The following is a 23,873-nucleotide window of genomic DNA, read 5'->3' on the forward strand; positions in this document are numbered from 1 at the left end:
CCCCTGAGAGATGTAACTGAATACCGCCAAATAGCGCCGAAAAGGATAATCAGAGAAACGTCCTACGCGGATTTGGGAAGCCCTGTCGACCACCCATAATCCGTTCCTCGCTAGTGTTTCAGGTCTGCGTCACCGTCGCCCGTGGCTGGCTGCAACAGCCATCCACGGGCCTGCACGACGGTACGGCCATTGCCAGCCAGCGAGGACCTTATGCGAACGTTCCACGGAACACGTCAGCACCAAAAACCCCGCCCCCCAATCGAGGCGCTCTACGCCGTCATGCTGCGATAGCTGACAGGCCACTCCCAAGATGCCAGGCAACGACGAGCACCGTCTCGTTCAAGGACAGCCGTATCCGAAGGACCTCTCATGTCCAGCCAATCAAACACTGGCCCCACGCGAGGAGCTAAACCATGACTGACGCCACCGTCAGCAGTGCCACCTCCGGCCCCGCCTGCAGCCCGCGCGTGCCCATCCTGCCGGTGCGCTATGCCATCGTGCCGCGTACGGGCGATGCGCCTGCCTGTCGCTACGCAGACGCAGGCTTCAACCTGGAACAAGGCTTCGCCCCGCTGCAGCACTCGTCCTACACCCTGCGCACCCTGCGCCCCGGCTACATCTACGTGTTCATGAAAGGCCCCCAGGGCGAAAAGCTGGTCATTCATGAGTACGACGGCGAAGGACGCTACCAGGAGCTGCGCTACCAAGGGCTGGAAGGCTACCACTTGCGCGAACGCTACCTGTCCAGCCAGAGCATGGGCTGGGTATGGGCCGACACCAGCCCGGACACCGCCAAGGAAGTGTGGATCGGCTACAGCCCGCACCTGTGGACCAACGCCACGACTGCCCGCATCACCGCTTCAGCAGCCCTGCGCAAACGGCATATGCGCCAGCTGGACATGGCCGAGCTGATTGCCGGCAACCAGGCCCCCTCCACCCAGCCCCATGTACTGCCGCTCAGTGCGCTGCAAAACTGGGTCGAAGACTACAAACCGGCAAGCCGGCGTATGTCCCTGACCTGGAGCAGTCACGCGTCCACAACCCCCTTGTCCGTCGGCAGGCTCAACGCCATTACCCGGGACTATCCCGGCACCCAGCCGAAAGTACCGGTGGTGGTGGCGCTGGCTGATGCTGAAGGCATGGCCCTGGACCTGAGCCTGTCGGTCTCGGCCTACCAGCACCAACTGCACGACCTGATGCCCGCCGAGCAGCTCGAACACACCAAGCCCGCGCAAGGCTCCGAGCAGGCAGGCGTACCGGCGTGCTACCAGCTCGATGCCGAACGGCTCAGCCAGCAGAGCCGCGATTTTCACCATCGCAACCTGGTCGCCCTGTTGCTGAACAAAACACTGGAGACGATGTACCCGGCGGATATGCCCGCTACCGAAATGGTCGAAACAAGACTGCAGTCCACCCGCACCGGACGCCCTCTCCCCCCGGCCGAGGCACGTTATCGGGCGCTCACTCACGAGGACTATTCCCCGAACGGTGCGCGTTTGGCGCTGCGCATCGATACCGACAAATACCTGCAGTTCCTCGCCGAACGTGATGAGCTGGAGCAGCGCATTGCAGGCCTGCGCAACCTTGCCCTGCAAGCCAGTCATGATCACGACGCGTGGCTGGCCACGGCCGAAGCCGCGCATATCGATGACCCCTACAGCCTCGCCGCCGCACTGGCGTGCTATGACCGCGACGAACGCATCTCGGCCCGTGGCCTGGAAATCTCCCTGGCCCTGCTGATTTACCCGATGGGCCAGCCGACACCCGGTACCGAAGACCGAGACCGGCGCTTCAAACGCCTGGAACAGTGGCTGGACCAGCACGACAGCCCGCTCTACACCGCCCTGGCGCCGTTCAACCCCTTCAAGGACAAAGCCGATGCGACCGGCAGTGTGCTGGGTGGCGGCGACAATGTCATCGAAGGGCTGGCCGGGCGTTTTCCGGCCATTGCCGACATCACCGACCTCACGGCCCAGTCCGTCAACGCCGTGGTGCTCAAACGCCTGCGTGGCCAGACCCGCTGGGACGCCAGCCATACCCTGCGTCAGCAAGTACTGCTGGCGGCGCGTGAGGCCAATGCCGAGAAAGCGCTGGGGCTGTTGGCGGCGCGTTACCAGATCACCGACCAGGCCATCCGGGAAAACCCGTTCAGCCAGGAGGTGGAGCGGTATTTGAAGAGCGGCATGGCGCAGGTTGAGGAAATGAAGCAGCTGCGTATTTCGGGCAATCGGACGGTAGCGGTTGAGTTGACCACCACTGCGCGGGTTAAACCCAACTTTCTCGGGTTGCTCACCTCGGGCGGAGGCGGTGGTCTGAATGCCGGGATGCTGTGGTTCAACGTGATCTCGCTGAAGACGGCTTACAACAGCCTGCAGAAAAGCAATGCGCCGGAATACACCTTGGGGTTTGCGGCATCGATTTTCGGGGTGATCGGTGCGGCCGCGGCGACATTGGTCAGCGTACGGGCAACGCAGAAGGCTGTGATGCTGAGATTGAGTTCGACGGCGCCGGGGATGGTGTTTGGTAATGGCATTCTGAATTTCTTAAACAGCAATCTGTTTGCGCGATTGGCAGGCTACCCTGCCATAATTTTTGGCTTTTCCTCGGACGCCTCTAAGGCGTTGCGTCAAATCAAAAACGGAAACTCAGTTGCCGCCGCATACACTTTCACGGGCGGAACAACCATGGCCATTGGTTCTGCGGTCATGCTTGAGGCCGGACTTGCAATAGCTGGGCCCACGGTGTTTGTACCTTTCGCCGGATGGGCCGCAGCGGCATTGGTGCTCGCGGGAGCAGCAATCACTGCTGGGGGCCTGTATCTTCACGCAAAAGCACATGAACGCGTTCACAGTCCGATTGAGCTTTGGGCAGCACGCAGCATCTTTGGCAATCGCATCAACGATGGAGAGGCCCGTTCTGAAATTATCCTGGACCTTGAAAAGAAACTTCCGAGATTCTCCTCACTGCACGCAGAAATCAAAGCTTGGCACAACGAGCACTACGGACCAAAGCTCCTATCAGCCGAGCAGGCCCTATCATTTGGTATAACCAATGTGGACACCAAGTGGCATCATAACAACCATTGGGCACCGCCAAACTGGACCGCTATCACGCATAACGAAGTAGTCACGCCTCAACCAAGCGCTGAGTTCACAGTTCTTTTACCGGGCTTCGCAATAGGAACAAGCGAGTGGTCAGGAAGTTCGAGCAGCCTTCGTAACGATGGAGGTATGGACGTATTTCCGATCACTCCCGCCGCCTACGTTGTGGGCGCCGGCTTGATTCTGCATTTCAAGCACACGCTGACCCACCAAAACAACGTCTCACTGCATCTCGCCTACAGCGCCAATCAAGGGCTGGACGAAGGCACTGAGATTCATTCGAACTTCCGTCTCGAGCGCTGACCATGGCAACTATATGGCTATTTAACTCAACCTCATGCTCAGGGTACGAACCCGCCATTGGCGGACAGCTATTAAACGTATCCAAAAACTCTTTATGTCTACGCAACCCATGGGTAACAGACTCTGTATTCATGGGAAAACTTTACTGCGCAATGATTATTGGATTAATGATCGGCTTCTACCCATTTCTATTTTCTAGCGTCAGCTGGAAGGATTTTTTACTTGAGCCCATACTAATGACTGGAATGGTGCTTATGCCTTTCACCTTCCTTCCATTTCTATTTTACCGAATATGGTTCATCAAAGGCTTATCAAGCGTTTGCTTCAACCGCTCAACAAAAAAAATCTACTACCAACGTTTTAAGAAGGTATTCGTCTTCGAGTGGCACAATACTGGAGGTGGTCTTTTCAGGCGCACAGAGTTTGGTGGTTCATCTTTCACCACCTCCTATGCACTCGCATTCGCACCCCGTCGAAAAGACGGAAGTCTCCATCAAAAAGATTGCCTCTGGACCGACAGCAACGAACCCACCGAACCCGGTATCAAACACGTCGCCGAAGTCTGGGAATACCTTCGCCTCTTCATGAACCACGGCCCAGCCAAACTCCCTCCTCCCGGCGAACCCAACTGGTGGTACCGACCGCTTCATGCCATCTGCCTCACCCCAGCAGAAGCCTGGCGCCACTACGCCCCCTGGCGAACCGGCGAGCCCGGAGAACTGCAGGGCAAGAAAAACTGGCAACTGCCGTTCTGGGCCGTGTTGTTCCCCTACAACCTCGGCCTTGCCCTCTGCTGGTACGGCGTGTGCCGCCTCTTCAATGTCCGGGCAGCACCGCCTCCACCAGAGGCCTTCGACGAAGCCCCAGTACGCTCAACCAAAAGGCAGCGTAAATGATCGACGTTTCTGCCATAGCCGGCCCCGCCTGCAGCCCGCGCGTGCCCATCCTGCCGGTGCGCTATGCCATCGTCCCGCGTACGGGCGATGCGCCTGCCTGTCGCTACGCAGGCGCAGGCTTCAACCTGGAACAAGGCTTCGCCCCGCTGCAGCACTCGTCCTACACCCTGCGCGCGCTGCGCCCAGGCTACATCTACGTGTTCATGAAAGGTCCTCAGGGCGAAAAGCTGGTCATTCATGAGTACGACGGCGAAGGACGCTACCAGGAGTTGCGCTATCAAGGGCTGGAGCGCTATCACCAGCGTGACCGCTACCTGTCCGGTCAGAGCATGGGCTGGGTTTGGGCCGATACCTGTCAGGACACCGCCAAGGAGGTGTGGATCGGCTACAGCCCGCACCTGTGGACCAACGCCACGACTGCCCGCATCACCGCTTCAGCAGCCCTGCGCAAACGGCATATGCGCAAGCTGGACATGGCCGAGCTGATTGCCGGCAACCCGGCCCCCTCTACCCAGCCCCATGTACTGCCGCTCAGTGCGCTGCAAGACTGGGTCGAAGACTACAAACCGACAAGCCGGCGTATGTCCCTGACCTGGAGCAGCCACGCGTCCACAACCCCCTTGTCCATCGGCAGGCTCAACGCCATTGCCCGGGACTATCCCAGCACCCAGCCGAAAATACCGGTGGTGGTGGCGCTGGCTGATGCTGAAGGCATGGCCCTGGACCTGAGCCTGTCGGTCTCGGCCTACCAGCACCAACTGCACGACCTGATGCCCGCCGAGCAGCTCGAACACACCAAGCCCGCGCAAGGCTCCGAGCAGGCAGGCGTACCGGCGTGCTACCAGCTCGATGCCGAACGGCTCAGCCAGCAGAGCCGCGATTTTCACCATCGCAACCTGGTCGCCCTGTTGCTGAACAAAACACTGGAGACGATGTACCCGGCGGATATGCCCGCTACCGAAGTGGTCGAAACAAGACTGCAGTCCACCCGCACCGGACGCCCTCTCCCCCCGGCCGAGGCACGTTATCGGGCGCTCACTCACGAGGACTATTCCCCGAACGGTGCGCGTTTGGCGCTGCGCATCGATACCGACAAATACCTGCAGTTCCTCGCCGAACGTGATGAGCTGGAGCAGCGCATTGCAGGCCTGCGCAACCTTGCCCTGCAAGCCAGTCATGATCACGACGCGTGGCTGGCCACGGCCGAAGCTGCGCATATCGATGACCCCTACAGCCTCGCCGCCGCACTGGCGTGCTATGACCGCGACGAACGCATCTCGGCCCGTGGCCTGGAAATCTCCCTGGCCCTGCTGATTTACCCGATGGGCCAGCCGACACCCGGTACCGAAGACCGAGACCGGCGCTTCAAACGCCTGGAACAGTGGCTGGACCAGCACGACAGCCCGCTCTACACCGCCCTGGCGCCGTTCAACCCCTTCAAGGACAAAGCCGATGCGACCGGCAGTGTGCTGGGTGGCGGCGACAATGTCATCGAAGGGCTGGCCGGGCGTTTTCCGGCCATTGCCGACATCACCGACCTCACGGCCCAGTCCGTCAACGCCGTGGTGCTCAAACGCCTGCGTGGCCAGACCCGCTGGGACGCCAGCCATACCCTGCGTCAGCAAGTACTGCTGGCGGCGCGTGAGGCCAATGCCGAGAAAGCGCTGGGGCTGTTGGCGGCGCGTTACCAGATCACCGACCAGGCCATCCGGGAAAACCCGTTCAGCCAGGAGGTGGAGCGGTATTTGAAGAGCGGCATGGCGCAGGTTGAGGAAATGAAGCAGCTGCGTATTTCGGGCAATCGGACGGTGGCGGTTGAGTTGACCACTACTGCGCGGGTTAAACCCAGCTTGCTCGGGTTGCTTACCTCAGGCGGGGGCGGTGGTTTGAACGCCGGGATGCTGTGGTTCAACGTGATCTCGCTGAAGACGGCTTACAACAGCCTGCAGAAAAGCAATGCGCCGGAATACACCTTGGGGTTTGCGGCATCGATTTTCGGGGTGATCGGTGCGGCGGCGGCGACATTGGTTAGCGTACGGGCAACGCAGCAAGCCGTGATGCTGAGATTGAGTTCGACGGCGCCGGGGATAGCGTTTGGTAACGGCGTGATCAAGTTTTTGGGGAGCAATTTGTTTGCACGACTATCCGGTTACCCTGCAATTTTTCTAGGACTCGCTTCAGACGTTGAAAAATCCGACAGACAGAAACTACATGGTAACCCTGAAGCATCTGCCTTGACACTTTATGGCGGAAGCGCTGTCGCGGCAGGCTCCGTTTTAGTATTGGAAGGCGGACTCGCGGTTGCAGGAGTTACATCAGTTGTACCCTTTGCCGGGTGGGGCGCGGCAGCGCTTGTACTCCTGGGAGCAGTGATCATCGCTGGAGGCTTATACCTTCACGCCAAATCGTATGAACATCTCCATACCCCTATCGAACTGTGGGCAGCAAGGAGCATATTCGGCAATCGTAAAAACGATGGAGAGGTGCATCCCGAAATCGTTCTGGATCATGAAAAAAAACTTCCCAAATTTCCCTCTCTGCAAGACGAACTTAAAGCCTGGCACGATGAGCATTACAGACCAAGGTTAATATCCGCAGAAGAAGCGCAATCCTTTGGTATAACCGGAGTCGACAGCGGCTGGCATAAAAATAATTACTGGGCGCCAGCAAACTGGACCACCATCACCCACAACGAAGTCACCACCACACAACCCACCGTGGAATTCACAGTATTCCTACCGGGTTTCATCTTAGGCACAAGCGAATGGTCAGCTAGCTTGAGCAGCCTTCGTGAAGACGGAGAAATGGTCGTCTTCCCACTTGCTGCTATTTGCTACGTTATAGGCGCCGGCTTAATTCTGAATTTCAAGAACACGATAAATAACCAAAATCATGCCTTACTGCATTTAGCCTATAGCTCCAATCAAGGCTTGAATGAAGGAAATGAGGTTAACTCAACTTTTCGTCTCGAGCGCTAATCATGGCAGTTATATGGATATTCAATAACAGCTCAAACTCCGGACACAAGCCAGCAATTACTGGACAGCTAGAAAATTTATCCACAAATACATTAACCCTGCGAAATCCGTGGGTGTCCGACTCTGTATTCACGGGGAAACTATACACCGCCATGACACTACTACTAGCCATTTATTTTTACCCAAGAATTGCAAATCCCGAATACAGAGACATATTACTAGCAAGCACGCACTCAATGGCTCAATACATAATTACACCCTTCATATTCACACCTTTTCTCGCCTATAGAATCTATTTCATAAAAAAACTTTCAAACTTCCACTTCAGCCGCTCAACCAAAAAAATCCTATACCAGCGCGGTAAAAAACTTATCATTTTTGACTGGAACAAGACCCATGGGGGTGTATTCAAACGTACCGAATTTGGAGGCTCATCCTTTAGTACCAGTTATGCACTTGCCTTCGCCCCACCTAGAGAGGATGGCAGCCTGCATCAAAAAGATTGCTTATGGGTCGACAGTAACGAACCCACTGAATCCGACATCAAACACGTCGCCGAAGTCTGGGAATACCTTCGCCACTTCATGAACCACGGCCCGGCCAAACTCCCTCCGCCCGGCGAACCCAACTGGTGGCACCGGCCGCTTCATGCCATCTGCCTGACCCCGGCAGAAGCCTGGCGCCACTACGCCCCTTGGCGAACCGGCGAGCCTGGGGAAATGCAGGGCAAAAAAAATTGGCAGTTACCGTTTTGGGCAATGCTGTTTCCTTACAACTTCACTCTCGCCGTCTGTTGGTACATCGTCTGCCACCTGTTCAACGTCCGTGCTGCACCTCCTCCGCCGGAGGCCTTCGAGCAAGCCCCTGTCCAGCCAAGTAAGAAGAGGCGCAAATGAGGGTCAACTGACTCGTTGGTCACCGCCCGAGCCGACCATCGCCATCTTTGCCCTCTCCACGGGGAAGGCACCGTCATCAGCGGCGCGGACAGTGCCACAGTGAATGGTCGTGCAATCGCACGCATAGGGGATGAGCTCAGTTGCAGTGCGGTCATCGAGACCGGTGACGCGCATACGTTAATCCAAGGTAGCCCCGTAGCGCGCCAAGGCGACAAGAGCAGCCAAGGCGCGCCCTGATCGAATGTGACCCCGCTTGGCTGATTGCATAAGGCCGACACGGTGTCGCTTCGAAGCTGCCCGGTTCACAGTCAGTGTCACCGGGCTGCCGCGCCGCAACGAGGACGACTTCAATTATGGGTTGGAGCAAGTCGCGATTGCCAAAAGAGAAGCCAGATCCTGCAACGTCTGCCTGAGACAGGTTGGAGTTCCTAAGTCGCCGCGCTGTGTCGTCCAGAACGACGCATTACTTGCGATGACGCTGGCTACTCCAGCGCATTTCAGTACCCAGGCCCCATCAAAATGAAATAAGATAACGTTTCATTCGAATACCCTTCCAACCTGCGACCCCTCCTCGATGACCAGTTTCCCAACCGCCCTCCCCACCCAACGCCTGCAAAGCATCGACGCCCTGCGCGGCCTGGTGATCCTGTTCATGCTGCTGGACCACGTGCGCGAAACCTTCTTCCTGCATCGCCAGGTCAGCGACCCGATGACCATCGATGCGATCGACGCCACCGAACCCAGCCTGTTCGCCAGCCGTACCCTGGCGCACCTGTGCGCGCCGGTGTTCGTGCTGCTTACCGGGCTATCTGCCTGGTTGTATGGCGAAAAGCACCAGGGCCGTGGCGATGTCTCGGTGTTCCTGTTCAAACGCGGTCTGTTCCTGGTTGTGCTGGAATTCACCCTGGTCAACTTCGCCTGGACCTTCCAGTTGCCTCCGAGCGTGATCTACCTGCAGGTGATCTGGGCCATCGGCCTGAGCATGCTCGCCCTGTCGCTGCTGGTGTGGCTGCCGCGTCCGGCGCTACTCGCCCTCGGCGCGCTGATCGTCGCCGGTCACAACCTGCTCGATGGCCTGCATTTCGGGCCGGAATCGGCGCTGCATGTGCCATGGGCGATCCTGCATGAGCGCAGTTGGCTGGAGGTGGGCGAACATCTGCGCTTGCGCACGTCCTACCCGCTGTTGCCGTGGATCGGCGTGATCGCCCTGGGTTATGGCCTCGGGCCGTGGTTTGCCCGGGGCAGCGACGCCGGCAAGCGCCAGCAGCGTCTGCTATGGGTCGGCGCGGGCCTGCTGCTGGGGTTCGGCGCGCTGCGCCTGCTCAATGGCTACGGCGAAGCCCCCTGGAGCCTCTACGCCAGCGTCGGGCAGACGCTGATGAGTTTCTTCAATATCACCAAATACCCACCGTCGCTGCTGTTCCTGGCCCTGACCCTCGGCGTCGGCCTGCTCCTGCTGCGCGGCTTCGAGCGTGCCGGCGACGCCCGCTGGATCGGCCCGCTTGCGGTGTTTGGCGCAGCGCCGATGTTCTTCTACCTGCTGCACCTGTATGCGCTCAAGCTGCTGTACGTGGCCTGCGTGGCGCTGTTCGGCCTGAACCAGGGCCGCTATTTCGGTTTCGATGGCATCGGGGCGGTATGGCTGACCGCCGTGCTGCTGCCGCTTGCCCTGTACCTGCCGGTGCGCTGGTTCGCCGGGCTGAAAGCGCGCCGGCGCGATATCGCCTGGCTCAAGTACCTGTAAAAGCGTTTTCACCCGACAGCCCGATGGTCTACCATGCCGCCCGCCGGTTTCCACACGGAATCAAAAGGGAATCCCGGGCTCGCCACTGGCGATCCAAAGGGAACTGCCCCCGCAACTGTAGGTGCCGAGCCTGCGCCATCGATGCCACTGGGTCTGCCGACCCGGGAAGGCTGGCGCCGGCCTGGACGCACCAGTCAGGAGACCTGCCGGCACGCATTCACCAACCGGCGGGGTGTCCGGGATGGTCATCCGCCCTGGCCGCGTGCTTGCGCAGGCTGTCGGGCGATGCCTGTCCGTGGGCCATTCCGTGCACCACCCAGGAGATCGCCCCACCATGCCGCACCGCCTCGTCGCCCTCCTCGCCGGCCTGTCCCTGTCGGGCCTGGCCCACGCCAGCGCCACCCAGTACCCGCTGACCGTCGACAACTGCGGCATGCCGCAGACCTTCACCCAGGCCCCGCAACGGGCGGTGACCGTCGGCCAGGCCGGTACCGAGCTGCTCTATGCCCTGGGCCTCGGTGAGCGGCTGGCGGGCACCTCGCTGTGGTTCAACAACGTGCTGCCGGAATTCAAGACGCAGAACGACAAGGTCCCGCGTCTGGCCGACAACGAACCGAGCTTCGAGGTGGTGGTCGGCAAGCGTCCGCAACTGGTGACGGCGCAGTTCGAGTGGATGATCGGCGCCCAGGGCGCGGTAGGCACCCGCGAGCAGTTCCAGGAGCTGGGCATCCCCACCTACCTGCTGCCCTCGGACTGCGAGGGCAAGGACAACCTGGTGGGCGCCGACGGCACCCGCCTGCAGCCGTTCAAGGTGCAGAGCATCTACAAGAGCGTCAGCCAGCTGGCCGAGATCTTCGACGTGCAGGAGCGTGGCGCGCGCCTGAATGCCGAGCTCCAGGGCCAGCTGGAACAGGCCAGGAAGCGCCTGGCCGGCCAGGACCTGGCGCACACCAGCGCGCTGTTCTGGTTCTCCAGCGCCGACCTCAAGACCGACCCCTATGTCGCCGGCCGCCAGGGCGTGGCCGACTACATGCTACAGACCCTCGGCGTGCGCAACGTGGTCGAGTCCAGCGAAGAATGGCCTACCGTGGGCTGGGAGACCCTGGTCAAAGCCAACCCCACCTGGCTGATCGTCGCGCGCATGGACCGCCGCCGCTACCCGGCCGACGACTACCAGAAAAAACTCGACTTCCTGCGCAGCGACCCGGTCACGCGCAATATGGACGCGGTCAAGCACGGCCGCATCATCGTCCTCGATGCCGACGCCATGCAGGCCGGCATACGCCTGTTCCGCGGCCTGGACGTGCTGTCCAGCGCCTTCGCCAGCGGTAAAGCACCCCAGCCATGAGCCGCCTGCTGCCCATCAGCCTCTTTGCCTTGCTCGCCCTGTGCCTGGCCATGCTTGCCGGGATTGCCATCGGCGAGACCCGAGTCGGCGCCGAGGCGATCTGGCAGGTGCTGGCCAACCAGCTGTGGCAGGCCGGCCATTCCGTCGACCCGATCGACGCCGGCATTGTCTGGAACTACCGCCTGCCGCGCACCCTGGTCGCCGCCGCTTGTGGCGCGGGGCTGGCGACCTGCGGGGTGATCCTCCAGGCGCTGCTGCGCAACCCGCTGGCCGAACCGTACCTGCTGGGCCTGTCGGCCGGTGCCTCGACCGGTGCAGTGGCGGTGGGGTTGTTCGGCCTGGGCGGGGCGGTGCTGTCGCTGTCGGCCGGCGCCTTCATCGGCGCGCTGGCGGCGTTCGCCCTGGTGCTGCTGCTGTCGCGCGCCAGTGGCAGCCGCCATGACAACGCCCAGGTGATCCTCGCCGGCATCGCCGGCTCGCAGTTGTTCAACGCCCTCACCGCCTTCCTCATCACCAAGTCGGCCACCGCCGAGCAGGCCCGCGGCATCCTGTTCTGGCTGTTGGGCAACCTCAGCGGCGTGCGCTGGCCGTCGGTGTGGCTGGCGGTGCCGGTCGCCCTGTTCGGCATCGCGATATGCCTGTGGCAGCGCCGGGCACTGGACGCCTTTACCTTCGGCGCCGACTCGGCGGCCTCGCTGGGCGTACCGGTGCGCCGTACACAGCTGCTGCTGATCAGTTGCGCGGCGCTGGTCACCGCAGTGATGGTGTCCATCGTCGGCGCCATCGGCTTCGTCGGCCTGGTCATCCCCCACGCCCTGCGCCTGCTGCTCGGCCCCGGACATAGCCGCCTGCTGCCGGCCAGCGCCCTGGGCGGTGCGCTGTTCCTGATCATCGCCGACATCCTCTCGCGCACCCTGATCACCGGCCAGGTGATCCCGGTGGGCGTGGTCACGGCCTTGATCGGCGCACCGGTGTTCGCGCTGATCCTGATCAGCCGCCGGGGGCGCCCATGAGCGTGATGACCACCATCGCCGACGCGCCGCTCACCTGCCAAGGGCTCGGCTTGCGCCTGGGCGGACGCGACGTGTTGCAGGGGGTCGACCTGAGCGTGATGCCCGGCGAAACCCTCGGCGTGGTCGGCCCAAACGGCTCGGGCAAGTCCACCCTGCTCAAGCTGCTCGCCGGCCTGCGCACGCCCAGCAGTGGCAACGTGCGCCTGCTCGGCGAAGCGCTGGAGCGCATGCCGCGCCGGCATATCGCCCAACGCCTGGCCCTGGTCGAGCAACAGGCCGACACCCTGGACGCCATCAGCGTGTACGACGCCGTCGCCCTGGGCCGCACGCCCTGGCTCTCGGCCCTGGCACCGTTCGGCAACGATGACCGCTCCATCGTCGAACAGGCGCTGGCCGACGCCGACGCCAGCCACCTGCGCCGACGGCTATGGGGCGAACTGTCTGGCGGCGAACGCCAGCGCGTGCACATCGCCCGGGCCCTGGCGCAACGGCCGCAGGTGCTGTTGCTGGACGAGCCGACCAACCATCTCGATATCCAGCTCCAGCTCGGCTTGCTGCGCCAGGTGCAGGCGCTACCGGTGACGACGCTGGTGGCGCTGCATGATCTCAACCAGGCATTGACTTGCGATCGGCTGGCCGTGCTCGATCAAGGGCGGTTGGTTGCGCTAGGCAAGCCAGAGGCGGTGTTGACGCCGGAGCGGTTGTTGGGGACGTTTGGGGTGCGGGGGCACTACCTGGTCGATCCGTATGATGGGGCGCGGGTGTTGCGGTTTCGTGCCTGAGTCGGCATGGAAAGCGCCGCTCACGCGGCGCATCGCCGGCAAGCCGGCTCCCACACCGACCGCGCCAGCCTGAAGCAATGCGCCATCCCGTGGGAGTCGACTTGGCGGCGATCAGGCCGGTTGGTTTATCTGCGGCAGCTTCCACACCTGCAACTCCTGCGGCGTCAGGCTGGCCAGTACCTGCATGAAGGTTTCGGTCAGCTCGCAGCTGACATTACCGTGGGCCCGGTAGTTGCTCAGCAGGTAGCGCTTCACCGTATTCGGCCAGTTGTTCGCCAGATGGGCGGCCTTGATGATGCCCTTGGCGTCCTGATAGTTGGCGGCGGGCTTGACCTGGGTCAGCCGGCGCTCGAAGTGGCCGAAGCTCCAGTCGTCCTCGCGAGCCTCGAATTCGTCCAGCAGTTTCACCTTGTACAACGCAAGCTCGGGCATGCGTGATCTCCTTGTGATGGGGTGGAAGGAGACGGTAGGCGAATACGGCGGGAAGGGAAATGAACACGGTGTTGAGCATGGCGGGTGTCGGTTGGGATGGCCTGTCAGACGCCGGCTGCAGGGGCCGGTGCAAGGGCTACCGCGCGGATAACGCAATCGGGCGCTCACCCAGTTTCTGTGCCAGCCTCAACAGGTAGCCATCCGGGTCCTGGACCAGGAACTGGCGCAACCCCACTTCGACGGCATCTGCGCGATACCAGACCTCCTCGCACGCCTGGAACAACGGCCAGCGATGGCGCTCCAGCCGTTCGAGCAGCGGCGCGACAGCGGCGACATCGATCTGCAGGTTGATTCCCCGCCCGAAGGGCTTTTCCAGCGGCCCGGTGAGCCAGTGATCATCGGCATCGAGCTGCTCGAGCATCACCTGCGCGCCGTGCAGGTCGAGGTAGGCGAAACGCTGCTCCGGGCGTTGATAGGCAATCTCGAAGCCCAGCAGCGATACCCAGAAATCCAGGCTGCTGTCGAGGTCGCTGACGATCAGTTCGGGCACCATCCTGTTGCGCTGTAGCATGCGGGTCGTCCTTGAGGGGTATGGGCAAGCGGACGACATGATAACGCTTACCCCAACTTCCACCAGCGTGGCCGGCAAGCACGAAACGAATGCGATGTGGGCCGCAAGGCCTGGGCGCCTTTGGCATCAAAGCAGCCCAGCAGCAAGGCGACCGTGGGGGCGTCATCCACCGCGCCAAGGGAGCTGCCGCAGGTGACGCAGAAGGCGCGGCTGGAAACGTCGGAGGAACGGTACAGCGCCGGAGCCCCGCCCTCCCCGGTCCAGGTGACCGCCGCCTTGTCGAATTCAACCCAGCACAGGGTAAGGCTGCCGGAGTGGCGCTGGCACTGCCCGCACGAGCAGGTATGCGGAAACCGCGGCTCGCCCGTGGCGCTGAAACGGATACGGCCGCACAGGCAGCCGCCCTTGTAGGTAGTCATCGGGTCGCCTTCCGTGGAGGTTGCCGCACAATAGCCAACTTCTTGCGCATGGGGCGCCGTAAAAGTGTTACGCCGTATGGCATCCTGGCCTGCGCGCCTGCGCCACTGCTAAAGTGCGCGCCGCGGCCCTCCCGGCCCCAGCAATGATGGAAACCTGCCGATGGAAAGAATGATCCAGTTCGTGGCGGTGGTGGTGGTCTGCACCAGCATCGGCATCGCCTGCGAGCACTATGAAGTGAACCGCTACCTGAAATGGCTGCTGATGGCCCTGCCGGCGATTGTCTGGGTGCGCCTGCGCAATCCGTTGCAACGCTGAATTTGCGCATGGGTTTGCAGTAAACTCGTAGGCCTTAACGTGCCCAAGGCTGCCCCATGTCCCGCCTGACCCGACTGCTGTTGCCCGTGCTCCTGCTCGGCGCCCTCGCCGCCTGCGACCAGAAGCCCAGCCGCGAGGAACAGATCCTCGCCAACCTGCCCTTGCAGGAAGCCTACGACCACAACATCGAGCGCATGGCCGGGCTGCTGGCCATGACCCACGCGCAGGTGCCCCAGGACAAGATCAAGGAGGTGCTGCGCAAACACCTCACCGTCGAGGATCAGCGCCAGGACCTGTTCAAGTTGTACAGCGAGGAGCACTTCGACGACGCCGAATTCGCCAGCATCGTCCAGGCCACCCGCGACCCGGCCAAAGCCAAGGAACTGGGCCAGAGCGACGAGGGCAAGCGCCTGAGCGAAAAGCTCACCCGGCTGATGCGCGAGAGCGCCAGCGCCCCCCAGGTCCAGGCCCTGGCTCAGGCGCGCATGCAGCAGGTCGAGGATGACCTGCAAGTACTGCAACAGGCCGCGCCCTGACGTGGAGGGCACAGGAATCAATCACGGCAAAGTCCGTGATTGTTGTGAGAAATCGGAGCGTCCTCCGTAATCTAATCCTGCAATTGCCCGCCTGCATGGTTCACCTCGCGCCTAGCGCGTAAGGTGAGGCACCTGCTGCATCCCATGAGGCCAAGGATTGCGATACATGCCACCCCACGCTCGGCGCCCCGACCTGCGCACACTTATACTCGTGCTCTGCGCCATCACCGCGCTGGTGATGCTGCTGGCCAGTTACTTCGCCAGTTACCGGGTGCAACGCCAACTGCTTATCGACAGTGCCCTGGAGGCCAACCGGGCGTACGCCGCCAAAGTGGCCGCCGTGACCGAGAACACCCTGGGCAACGCCCTGCAGCAACTGGCCTACAGCGCCAGCCAATGTGCCCGGCACCCCGATGACGATAACCTGGTACAGGCTGAAATCGACCGCCTGCAACAGCAAAGCAACCTGTTCAACTCAACCTTGCGGGTCAGCGCCCAAGGTGTGGTGCGCACGCTTGCGCCAGCGCCACTGCAACACCTGGCCGGTACCCAGGCCAGCTCGGCCGCGTCCCGGGAAGCCTTGCGCGAGCGCCGTACGCTGGTTTCCACCCCCTTCCTATCGGCGGCCGGCAATCTGTTGGTGATCATGTCGCAGCCGATCTTCGACGCCGACGGACGCTACCAGGGCTATATCGGCGGCAGCCTGTACCTGCGCGAACGCAACTTGCTCAACAGTCTGCTGGGTACGCACTTCTACCAGAACGGCGCCTACCTCTACGTGATCGATCGCAACCGTCGACTGCTGTTTCACCCCGACAGCCAGCGGGTCGGCACCCTGGTGGGCGATAACCCATTGGTCGACGATCTGCCTGGCCTGGACCAAGGTACCCGGCGGCTGATCAACAGCCAGGGCGTGGAAATGCTTGCCGGATTCGCCACGGTGCCCAGCACCGGCTGGGCCATCGTTTCCCAGCAACCGCTGCAACAGACCGTGGCACCGCTGCGCCACCTGATCCTCAATGTCATCGCCATATCCGCGCCGCTGGCCCTGTTCGGCTGCCTGCTGCTGTGCTGGCTGACGCAAGTCATCGCCCACCCGCTCAGACAACTGGCCACGGTCGCCCGGGGCCCGGGCGAGCAGCAGACCACCGAGCGCATCCACCAGGTTCGCGCCTGGTACGCCGAGGCTGCGGAGCTCAAACGCGCCCTGCTGTTCGGCCTGAACCTGTTGCAGGAGCGCATCGGCCGACTCAACCATGACGCCCAGACCGACCCGCTCACCGGACTGCTCAACCGCCGTGGCATGCAGCAGGCACTGCGTTTGCTGCAGGCCGAGAAACGCGGCTTCGCCGTGGTGGTGCTGGACATCGACCATTTCAAGCGGATCAACGACAGCCACGGCCATGACATCGGCGACCTGGTCCTGCAGCGGCTGGCAGGCCTGATGCGTGGTACCTGCCGAGAGGGCGACCTGCTGTGCCGCACCGGTGGCGAGGAGTTCCTGATGCTCCTGCCGGGCGCGGGACTGGAGGTGGCGACCGCCATCGCCGGCCACCTGCGCCTGACCGTGGAGCACACCCCTATCGAACCTATCGGCGGGATTACCCTGTCCCTGGGCGTGGCCAGCTGGCAGCCCCTGACGGGTGACGAGCCTGGCGATACCCTGCGCAAAGCTGACCAGGCGCTGTACCGGGCCAAGCAGAAGGGGCGCAACCGCGTGTGCATCGACAGCCAGGCCTGACACTTCGCCAGCACAGGCCGGAAAAAGGCCGGCCTCCTGCAGACTGCTGTAACATCCCGCGCTTTTGTTCAAGGAAGACGCGCCATGCGCCGTTTGCTGTTCCTGTTGCTGGCCCTGAGCCTGACCTCGTGCGCGCCCCGCCTGCCCTCCCCAACACCTCCCGAGCCTGCCGCCACGCCGCTGACCCTGCTCGACCATGGGCGCTTCCGGCTCTGGTACGACTGCCAGCGCGGCGAGCCGCACCGTTTCAGCTTTACCCTCGGCAAGGACCAGGGTCACCTGCCTCGCGTCGATAACTTCCGTATCGATCGCAGCCTGCCCGAGGGTTGCATGGGCCAGTTCTCGGCCAAGGCCTACTCGACACCCAAGGGCTATCACCGCGGCCACCTGGCAGCCAACAATCATTTCGACGACGACCGGGCGGCGATGGACGCCTCCAACCTGATGAGCAATATCGTCCCGCAGTTGGCCTCGCACAATAGCCGCACCTGGTACCAGACCGAGCTGCTGACCGAATGCTACCGTGACCTGCGCCCGGTGACGGTAATCGGTGGCGTGGTGTTCGGCCATGCCGGCGCGGCCCTGGATAACGATGCCTTCGTCCAGTCCCACGGCATCGCCACGCCCGAGGCGTTCTGGAAGGTGCTGCTGACCGAGGATGAACACGGACAGCGCCAGGTCATCGCCTGGTGGATCCCGCACCAGGCCGGACTCGGTACCGACCTGAACCCATACTTGCGCAGCGTTCGCCAGATCGAGACTGCGCTTGGCCCGGACGAGCCGCCGATCGAGGTGCCCGAGCAGCTGAAAGATCAGCGCCCGCCCCACACCTGGCCGCTGCCTGCGCGTTGCGACCGAGAGTGAGGAGAAGCCTTCCCCCTGAAGAATGAGGCGCAGTCACGTTAAACTACTGTCCCTTTTCAAACCGGTACACGCAGGTACCGGTGTTTGCCGCCAAGGACGTTGCCGTGCCGAAGATCCAGCGTTTCACTCTCCTCCCTCTGGCAGCGCTTGGCCTGCTCACCCTCGTGGCCTGCAGCGCCAACCCCGAAGCCAGCGCAAAAGTCGACGCCGCCGCTTTGGCCGGTTTCACGGTGGCCATGCAGAGCGCCCTCATCAACCGCATCGATGCCGCCAACCAAGGCACTCTGGTTGGCGTAGTCACGCTCAAGCTCACCCTGGACCGGAACAATCGACCCATCGCCTGCAAGGCCGTGCGCAGTTCGATTGTCCATGAACGGCTGTTGCCCTTGGGCGTCACGGCATCTCCCTTGAGCCAATTGAAGCAACTGGTCGAGCACGAATGCTGGAGAACCACCTACCCGGCAGTGCCTGAAGGCCTGTTCGAGAACGACCAGGTGGAAGTGATCGCCCCCCTTGTGCTGATCTCTCGCCTGCCGATGCCGCGGCCCTGAGTCCCACATCCGGTGCTAACAGGCATCCGGATGTCGCCCCCGACAAAGCGCCCTCGCCCTGCCGCTTGTCTACTGGCCCGAGAACAACGACGGCGCGCCCCGAGCGCGTCGCATCCGTCCAGGCTGCCAAGACCACCGGAGAGCACCCCATGTCCATCGCCCACGAGGTCCCACCCGCCACCTTGCGGCGGGTGATCGCTGCCTCGGCCATTGGCAACTTCGTCGAATGGTTCGACTTCGCCGTCTACGGTTTCCTCGCCACGCTGATCGCCAGCCAGTTCTTCGCCAGCGAGGATGAAAGCGTCGCCCTGCTCAAGACCTTCGCCGTGTTTGCCGTGGCCTTCGCCCTGCGCCCGCTGGGCGGCATCGTGTTCGGCGCGCTGGGCGACCGCCTCGGGCGCAAGCGCATCCTGTCGCTGACCATCCTGCTGATGGCCGGCTCCACCACGCTGATCGGCCTGCTGCCGACCTATGCCAGCATTGGCGTGCTGGCCCCGGCGCTGCTCACCCTTGCCCGTTGCCTGCAGGGGTTTTCCGCAGGGGGTGAATATGCCGGCGCTTGCGCCTACCTGATGGAGCACGCGCCACGGGGCAGACGGGCGTTCTACGGCAGCTTCGTGCCAGTCTCGACCTTCTCCGCTTTCGCCTGCGCGGCGGTCATCGCCTATGGCCTGGAGGCAAGCCTCACAGCCGAGGCGATGAATGCCTGGGGTTGGCGTATTCCGTTCCTCGTCGCCGCGCCGCTGGGCCTGGTCGGCCTGTACCTGCGCTGGCGCATGGAAGAAACCCCGGCGTTTCGCCAGGCAGTGGCCGAAGGCAAGGCACACAACCATTCGCCGCTGGGCGATACCCTGCGCCACCATGGCCGCACCATCCGCAACCTCGGCGCGTTCATCTCGCTGACGGCGCTGTCGTTCTACATGTTCACCACCTACTTCGCCACCTACCTGCAGACGGTCGGCCACCTGAGCCGCGCCCAGGCGCTACTGGTCTCGACCGTGGCGCTGCTGTTCGCCGCGGCCGGCTGCCCACTGGCAGGCGCCTTTTCCGATCGTGTCGGGCGACGCCGGACCATTGGCTTCACTTGCCTGTGGGTGATGGTCGCGGTGTTCCCGGCCTACTGGCTGGCCAGTTCGGGGTCGCTGACCGGGGCATTGCTGGGGGTGATCCTGCTGGCCATCGGCGCGCTGATGAGTGGCGTGGTCACCGCCGCGCTGCTGTCGGAGTGCTTCCCCACCCGCAGCCGCTACACCGCCTCGGCGATCACCTACAACGTTGCCTACACCCTGTTCGGTGGCACCGCGCCGCTGGTGGCGACCTGGTTGATCGAACAAAGCGGCAGCCGCCTGGCGCCGGCGTTCTACCTGGTGGTGATTGCCTTGCTGGCATTGATCGGCGGGCTGGCATTGCCGGAGACCGCGCAGGTTTCGCTGCATGAGGAAAACCTGGGCAACGACCCGTTGCAGGCATCCCAGGGGCTTTAAGACTGGGAAAGCAACCATCGCGGGGCATGTCGCATCGAAGCGCCGATGCAACATGCCCCGCGATCGGCGTTATGCCAGGTCGAACCTGTCCAACTCCATCACTTTCACCCACGCCGCCACGAAGTCCTTGACGAACTTCTCCCTGGCATCGCTGCTGCCATACACCTCGCTCAAGGCACGCAGTTGCGCATGGGAGCCGAACACCAGGTCGACCCGGCTGGCGGTCCATTTCACCTGGCCGGTCTTGCGCTCACGGCCTTCGAACGCCTCGTTGTCCGCCGATATCGGCTTCCACTCCACGCCCATGTCCAGCAGGTTGCGGAAGAAGTCGTTGCTGAGCACGCCGACCCTGTCGGTGAACACGCCCTCCTTGCTGCCGCCATGGTTGGCGCCAAGCACCCGCAGGCCGCCGATCAGCACGGTCAGCTCCGGTGCGGTGAGCGTCAGCAACTGGGCCTTGTCCAGCAGCAATTTCTCGGCCTTGACGCTGTAGCGGGCCTTGCTGAAGTTGCGGAAACCGTCGGCCAGAGGCTCAAGCACCGCGAACGACTCGACATCGGTCTGCTCCTGCGAGGCATCCACGCGCCCCGGATGGAACGGCACGCTGATGTTGTGCCCGGCATCCTTGGCGGCTTTCTCCACCGCCGCGCTGCCGGCCAGCACGATCAGGTCGGCCAGGGAGATCGTGTTCCCGCCCTCGCTGCGGATCTTCTCCAGCGCCGCCAGCACCTTGTCCAGCCCCTGGTTCGCCGGCCAACCGTTCTGCGGCGCCAGGCGCAGGCGGCCGCCGTTGGCGCCGCCGCGCTTGTCGGAACCGCGGAAGGTCGAGGCCGCGGCCCAGGCCGCGGACACCAGTTCGCCGACACTCAGCCCCGAAGCCAGCACCTTGGCCTTGAGCGCGGCGATATCGGCGTCGCTGGGTTGAGGCCCTGCCTTGGGCAGCGGGTCCTGCCACAGCAGCTCCTCGTTGGGCATTTCCGGCCCGAGGTAGCGTGCCAGCGGGCCCATGTCGCGGTGGATCAGCTTATACCAGGCACGGGCGAAGGCATCGGCGAGCTGGTCGGGGTTATCCTTGAAGCGCCGGGCGATGGGCTCATAGATCGGGTCGAAGCGCAGCGCCAGGTCAGAGGTGAGCATCGACGGCGCGTGCTTCTTGCCGGGATCATGGGCATCAGGCACGGTCCCCGCGCCCTTGCCATCCTTCGGCCGCCACTGGTGGGCGCCAGCCGGGCTCTTGGTCAGTTCCCACTCGAAGTTGAACAGGTTGTTCAGGTACTCGTTGCTCCACTGCGTCGGGGTCGAGGTCCAGGTCACTTCCAGGCCGCTGGTGATGGTGTCGCCACCCTTGCCGGTACCGAACTTGTTGCTCCAGCCCAGGCCCTGCAGCTCGAGGCCCGCGGCTTCCGGCTCGGCACCGACATTGTCGGCGGGGCCGGCGCCGTGGGTCTTGCCGAAGGCATGGCCGCCGGCGATCAGCGCCACCGTCTCTTCATCGTTCATGGCCATGCGGCCAAAGGTCTCGCGAATGTCCTTGCCGGATTTCACCGGATCGGGCTCGCCTTCCGGGCCCTCCGGGTTGACGTAGATCAGGCCCATCTGCACGGCGGCCAACGGGTTTTCCAGGTTGCGCTCGGCAGACAGGTCACGGTTCTGCTCCTCGCCATGCTTGGCGGGCTCGGCCACCAGGTCACCCTGGCCGGGCGGCTGGGCCTTGACCTGTTCCTTGCCGTAACGGGTGTCACCACCCAGCCAGACCTTCTCCGAGCCCCAGTACACGTCCTCGTCGGGCTCCCACACATCGGCGCGGCCACCGGAAAAACCGAAGGTCTTGAAGCCCATGGATTCGAGGGCGACGTTGCCGGTAAGCACGATCAGGTCCGCCCAGGAGATCTTGTTGCCGTACTTCTGCTTGATCGGCCACAACAGGCGCCGGGCCTTGTCCAGGCTGACGTTGTCCGGCCAGCTGTTGAGCGGGGCGAAGCGCTGCTGGCCGGAGCCGGCGCCGCCACGGCCATCGCCGATGCGATAGGTACCGGCGCTGTGCCAGGCCATGCGGATGAACAATGGGCCATAGTGGCCGAAGTCGGCCGGCCACCAGTCCTGGGAGTCGGTCATCAAGGCGCTCAGGTCTTTTTTCAAGGCCTGGAAGTCGAGGCTCTTGAACGCCTTGGCGTAGTCGAAGTCCGGGTCCATGGGGTCGGACTTGCTGGAGTGCTGGTGGAGGATCTTCAGGTTGAGCTGGTCAGGCCACCAGTCACGGTTGCTGGTGCCGCCACCGGCGGTCTGGTGGAACGGGCATTTCGATTCGTTCGCCATCTGCTTCTACCTTTAGGGTCGGTTCAATTCAGATTTCCGGGCGTTCTTGTAATTGCGCTGCCAGGTGTTGGATCAGGCGTTCGCCAAGCGCGCCTGCCCCTCATCGGTTATGGCCGGGCACACCTGTGCACCGGCTTTTCACGGAACCAGCAGAAAGACTAGCCGAGCCTGGGCAGAGGTCTAATAGAGGCGATATTGGGGGGTGATAGCCTGGCTCTGTCAGCCTGTGGCGCCGGCAGATCAGGATCGTCACATTGATCTGTTCAACTGGGTTCGCCCCGATGCAAAAGCACATTCGGCCGTCCTTCGCGATAGCGGCCGCCCCCGCGCCAGGGACGGCGCAGTCACGGGCCTGATGGCACTTGCCTGGCCAAGTGCATGGACAACTCGGACGAAATGCGCCTCGCGCCCTTTCGTACCGCGGCAAGTGAAGGCACAATGCGTGTCCTTTTTTTGGCCGGCCTGGCCGGGGGCCTTTAAATGATCAAGACGCCGTACTACCTCATCGACAAAACCAAGCTGCTGGGCAACATGGAGAAGATCGCCTACGTGCGCGAACACTCCGGTGCCAAGGCACTGCTTGCCCTCAAGTGCTTCGCTACCTGGTCGGTATTCGACCTGATGCAGCAGTACATGGACGGCACCACCTCGTCTTCGCTGTTCGAGCTCAAGCTCGGCCGCCAGAAGTTCGCCGGCGAAACCCATGCCTACAGCGTGGCCTGGGCCGACGACGAAGTCGAAGAGATGCTCGAGAACTGCGACAAGATCATCTTCAACTCCATCGGCCAGCTCGAGCGCTTTGCCGAGCAGTCCGAGGGCAAGGTGCGCGGCCTGCGCGTCAACCCGCAGGTGAGCAGCTCCGACTACCTGCTGGCCGACCCGGCGCGCCCGTTCAGCCGCCTCGGCGAGTGGGATCCAGAGAAGATCGAGAAGGTGATCGAGAAGATCTCCGGCTTCATGTTCCACAACAACTGCGAGAACGGCGACTTCGGCCTGTTCGACAAGATGCTCACGCACATCGAGGAACGTTTCGGCCACCTGCTGCACAAGGTCGAATGGGTCAGCCTCGGCGGCGGCATCCACTTCACCGGCGAAGACTACGCGGTGGATGCCTTCTGCGCGCGCCTGAAGCAGTTCGCCGAAACCTATGGCGTGCAGGTCTACCTGGAGCCAGGCGAAGCGGCCATCACCAACAGCGCCTCGCTGGAAGTGACCGTGCTCGACACCCTGTACAACGGCAAGCACCTGGCCGTGGTCGACAGCTCCATCGAAGCGCACCTGCTCGACCTGCTGATCTACCGCCTCAACGCCAAGATGGCCCCCAACGACGGCGCGCACACCTACATGGTCTGTGGCAAGTCGTGCCTGGCCGGCGACATCTTCGGCGAGTACCAATTCGACAAGCCACTGGCCATCGGTGATCGGCTGTCGTTCGTCGACACGGCGGGCTACACCATGGTCAAGAAAAACTGGTTCAACGGTCTGAAAATGCCATCCATCGCGGTCAAGCAACTCGACGGCAGCGTCGAAGTGGTGCGCGAGTTCGGTTTCGAAGACTACGTTTCGAGCCTGTCGTAAGACA

Annotated in this window: 19 protein-coding genes, 1 pseudogene and 1 riboswitch; of the genes and pseudogenes, 16 read left to right on the top strand and 4 right to left on the bottom strand. The window is 62.7% G+C overall.

Annotated elements, in window-relative coordinates; all coding sequences use genetic code 11:
• Nucleotides 1–413: 413 nt before the first annotated feature.
• The 9 genes and pseudogenes from KHO27_RS11295 (at nucleotide 414) to KHO27_RS11335 (ending at nucleotide 13,061) form a co-directional block, all read left to right on the top strand.
• Nucleotides 414–3,404: a T6SS effector BTH_I2691 family protein gene (locus tag KHO27_RS11295; RefSeq protein WP_214501820.1), complete on the top strand. Its 2,991-nt coding sequence runs from the start codon at nucleotides 414–416 to the stop codon at nucleotides 3,402–3,404.
• 2 nt (nucleotides 3,405–3,406) lie between these two features.
• Complete coding sequence (locus tag KHO27_RS11300) at nucleotides 3,407–4,300, top strand: DUF6708 domain-containing protein (protein WP_214501821.1); 894 nt, start codon at nucleotides 3,407–3,409, stop codon at nucleotides 4,298–4,300.
• Nucleotides 4,297–7,278, top strand: coding sequence for a T6SS effector BTH_I2691 family protein (locus tag KHO27_RS11305; protein WP_214501822.1), 2,982 nt, complete (start codon nucleotides 4,297–4,299; stop codon nucleotides 7,276–7,278). Before KHO27_RS11300 ends, KHO27_RS11305 begins: the two co-directional genes overlap by 4 nt.
• 2 nt (nucleotides 7,279–7,280) lie before the next feature.
• Entirely contained in the window at nucleotides 7,281–8,174 is an 894-nt protein-coding gene (locus KHO27_RS11310) for a DUF6708 domain-containing protein (protein WP_214501823.1), read from the top strand.
• 15 nt (nucleotides 8,175–8,189) lie between these two features.
• Nucleotides 8,190–8,443, top strand: a pseudogene (locus tag KHO27_RS11315) (PAAR domain-containing protein).
• Nucleotides 8,444–8,748: 305 nt separating this feature from the next.
• Nucleotides 8,749–9,918 (top strand): acetyltransferase domain-containing protein, encoded by a 1,170-nt coding sequence (locus tag KHO27_RS11320; protein WP_214501824.1) that lies wholly within the window; start codon nucleotides 8,749–8,751, stop codon nucleotides 9,916–9,918.
• Between the two features lie 27 nt (nucleotides 9,919–9,945).
• Nucleotides 9,946–10,143, top strand: a riboswitch (cobalamin riboswitch).
• A 109-nt stretch (nucleotides 10,144–10,252) separates the two neighbouring features.
• Complete coding sequence (locus tag KHO27_RS11325; RefSeq protein ID WP_214501825.1) at nucleotides 10,253–11,266, top strand: ABC transporter substrate-binding protein; 1,014 nt, start codon at nucleotides 10,253–10,255, stop codon at nucleotides 11,264–11,266.
• Complete coding sequence (locus tag KHO27_RS11330) at nucleotides 11,263–12,279, top strand: FecCD family ABC transporter permease (protein ID WP_111532267.1); 1,017 nt, start codon at nucleotides 11,263–11,265, stop codon at nucleotides 12,277–12,279. Before KHO27_RS11325 ends, KHO27_RS11330 begins: the two co-directional genes overlap by 4 nt.
• A 14-nt stretch (nucleotides 12,280–12,293) precedes the next feature.
• The gene (locus tag KHO27_RS11335; protein ID WP_502937652.1) at nucleotides 12,294–13,061 is read left to right on the top strand and encodes an ABC transporter ATP-binding protein; all 768 of its coding nucleotides are present in this window, start codon (nucleotides 12,294–12,296) and stop codon (nucleotides 13,059–13,061) included.
• Nucleotides 13,062–13,172: 111 nt separating this feature from the next.
• Here KHO27_RS11335 and KHO27_RS11340 read toward each other — a convergent pair whose 3' ends face one another.
• The 3 genes from KHO27_RS11340 to KHO27_RS11350 form a co-directional block, all read right to left on the bottom strand.
• Complete coding sequence (locus KHO27_RS11340) at nucleotides 13,173–13,493, bottom strand: hypothetical protein (RefSeq protein ID WP_214501827.1); 321 nt, start codon at nucleotides 13,491–13,493, stop codon at nucleotides 13,173–13,175.
• A gap of 136 nt (nucleotides 13,494–13,629) precedes the next feature.
• Nucleotides 13,630–14,064 (bottom strand): bleomycin resistance protein, encoded by a 435-nt coding sequence (locus KHO27_RS11345; RefSeq protein WP_214501828.1) that lies wholly within the window; start codon nucleotides 14,062–14,064, stop codon nucleotides 13,630–13,632.
• Between the two features lie 47 nt (nucleotides 14,065–14,111).
• The gene (locus KHO27_RS11350; protein ID WP_214501829.1) at nucleotides 14,112–14,483 is read right to left on the bottom strand and encodes a GFA family protein; all 372 of its coding nucleotides are present in this window, start codon (nucleotides 14,481–14,483) and stop codon (nucleotides 14,112–14,114) included.
• A gap of 160 nt (nucleotides 14,484–14,643) precedes the next feature.
• Here KHO27_RS11350 and KHO27_RS11355 point away from each other — a divergent pair, with 160 nt between their 5' ends.
• From KHO27_RS11355 to KHO27_RS11380, 6 genes are all read left to right on the top strand, one after another.
• A complete protein-coding gene (locus KHO27_RS11355) occupies nucleotides 14,644–14,799 on the top strand; it encodes a hypothetical protein (protein WP_156177603.1) in 156 nt (51 codons plus the stop codon).
• A gap of 56 nt (nucleotides 14,800–14,855) precedes the next feature.
• Nucleotides 14,856–15,335, top strand: a complete 480-nt coding sequence (locus tag KHO27_RS11360; RefSeq protein ID WP_214501830.1) for a hypothetical protein — start codon at nucleotides 14,856–14,858, stop codon at nucleotides 15,333–15,335.
• A 166-nt stretch (nucleotides 15,336–15,501) separates the two neighbouring features.
• A complete protein-coding gene (locus KHO27_RS11365) occupies nucleotides 15,502–17,076 on the top strand; it encodes a sensor domain-containing diguanylate cyclase (RefSeq protein ID WP_110701671.1) in 1,575 nt (524 codons plus the stop codon).
• 84 nt (nucleotides 17,077–17,160) lie between these two features.
• Complete coding sequence (locus KHO27_RS11370) at nucleotides 17,161–17,940, top strand: DNA/RNA non-specific endonuclease (protein ID WP_214501831.1); 780 nt, start codon at nucleotides 17,161–17,163, stop codon at nucleotides 17,938–17,940.
• A 104-nt stretch (nucleotides 17,941–18,044) separates the two neighbouring features.
• Entirely contained in the window at nucleotides 18,045–18,491 is a 447-nt protein-coding gene (locus tag KHO27_RS11375; RefSeq protein ID WP_214501832.1) for a hypothetical protein, read from the top strand.
• A 149-nt stretch (nucleotides 18,492–18,640) separates the two neighbouring features.
• Nucleotides 18,641–19,975, top strand: coding sequence for an MFS transporter (locus KHO27_RS11380; RefSeq protein WP_110701666.1), 1,335 nt, complete (start codon nucleotides 18,641–18,643; stop codon nucleotides 19,973–19,975).
• Nucleotides 19,976–20,044: 69 nt separating this feature from the next.
• Here KHO27_RS11380 and katG read toward each other — a convergent pair whose 3' ends face one another.
• Nucleotides 20,045–22,291, bottom strand: coding sequence for a catalase/peroxidase HPI (gene katG, locus KHO27_RS11385; RefSeq protein WP_110701663.1), 2,247 nt, complete (start codon nucleotides 22,289–22,291; stop codon nucleotides 20,045–20,047).
• A gap of 480 nt (nucleotides 22,292–22,771) precedes the next feature.
• On the opposite strand from katG, the gene KHO27_RS11390 reads away from it, so the two are divergent.
• On the top strand, nucleotides 22,772–23,869 hold the full coding sequence (locus tag KHO27_RS11390) for a carboxynorspermidine decarboxylase (RefSeq protein ID WP_111532260.1): 1,098 nt from the start codon (nucleotides 22,772–22,774) through the stop codon (nucleotides 23,867–23,869).
• Nucleotides 23,870–23,873 lie beyond the last annotated feature (4 nt).

The sequence above is a fragment of the Pseudomonas sp. RC3H12 genome (genome assembly GCF_018596375.1).
GTDB lineage: Bacteria > Pseudomonadota > Gammaproteobacteria > Pseudomonadales > Pseudomonadaceae > Aquipseudomonas.

Coding starts and splice junctions, on each gene's coding strand:
- KHO27_RS11295 (WP_214501820.1), top strand. CDS start 414: ATGACTGACGCCACCGTCAGCAGTGCCACCTCCGGCCCCGCCTGCAGC.
- KHO27_RS11300 (WP_214501821.1), top strand. CDS start 3,407: ATGGCAACTATATGGCTATTTAACTCAACCTCATGCTCAGGGTACGAA.
- KHO27_RS11305 (WP_214501822.1), top strand. CDS start 4,297: ATGATCGACGTTTCTGCCATAGCCGGCCCCGCCTGCAGCCCGCGCGTG.
- KHO27_RS11310 (WP_214501823.1), top strand. CDS start 7,281: ATGGCAGTTATATGGATATTCAATAACAGCTCAAACTCCGGACACAAG.
- KHO27_RS11320 (WP_214501824.1), top strand. CDS start 8,749: ATGACCAGTTTCCCAACCGCCCTCCCCACCCAACGCCTGCAAAGCATC.
- KHO27_RS11325 (WP_214501825.1), top strand. CDS start 10,253: ATGCCGCACCGCCTCGTCGCCCTCCTCGCCGGCCTGTCCCTGTCGGGC.
- KHO27_RS11330 (WP_111532267.1), top strand. CDS start 11,263: ATGAGCCGCCTGCTGCCCATCAGCCTCTTTGCCTTGCTCGCCCTGTGC.
- KHO27_RS11340 (WP_214501827.1), bottom strand. CDS start 13,493: ATGCCCGAGCTTGCGTTGTACAAGGTGAAACTGCTGGACGAATTCGAG.
- KHO27_RS11345 (WP_214501828.1), bottom strand. CDS start 14,064: ATGCTACAGCGCAACAGGATGGTGCCCGAACTGATCGTCAGCGACCTC.
- KHO27_RS11350 (WP_214501829.1), bottom strand. CDS start 14,483: ATGACTACCTACAAGGGCGGCTGCCTGTGCGGCCGTATCCGTTTCAGC.
- KHO27_RS11355 (WP_156177603.1), top strand. CDS start 14,644: ATGGAAAGAATGATCCAGTTCGTGGCGGTGGTGGTGGTCTGCACCAGC.
- KHO27_RS11360 (WP_214501830.1), top strand. CDS start 14,856: ATGTCCCGCCTGACCCGACTGCTGTTGCCCGTGCTCCTGCTCGGCGCC.
- KHO27_RS11365 (WP_110701671.1), top strand. CDS start 15,502: ATGCCACCCCACGCTCGGCGCCCCGACCTGCGCACACTTATACTCGTG.
- KHO27_RS11370 (WP_214501831.1), top strand. CDS start 17,161: ATGCGCCGTTTGCTGTTCCTGTTGCTGGCCCTGAGCCTGACCTCGTGC.
- KHO27_RS11380 (WP_110701666.1), top strand. CDS start 18,641: ATGTCCATCGCCCACGAGGTCCCACCCGCCACCTTGCGGCGGGTGATC.
- katG (WP_110701663.1), bottom strand. CDS start 22,291: ATGGCGAACGAATCGAAATGCCCGTTCCACCAGACCGCCGGTGGCGGC.
- KHO27_RS11390 (WP_111532260.1), top strand. CDS start 22,772: ATGATCAAGACGCCGTACTACCTCATCGACAAAACCAAGCTGCTGGGC.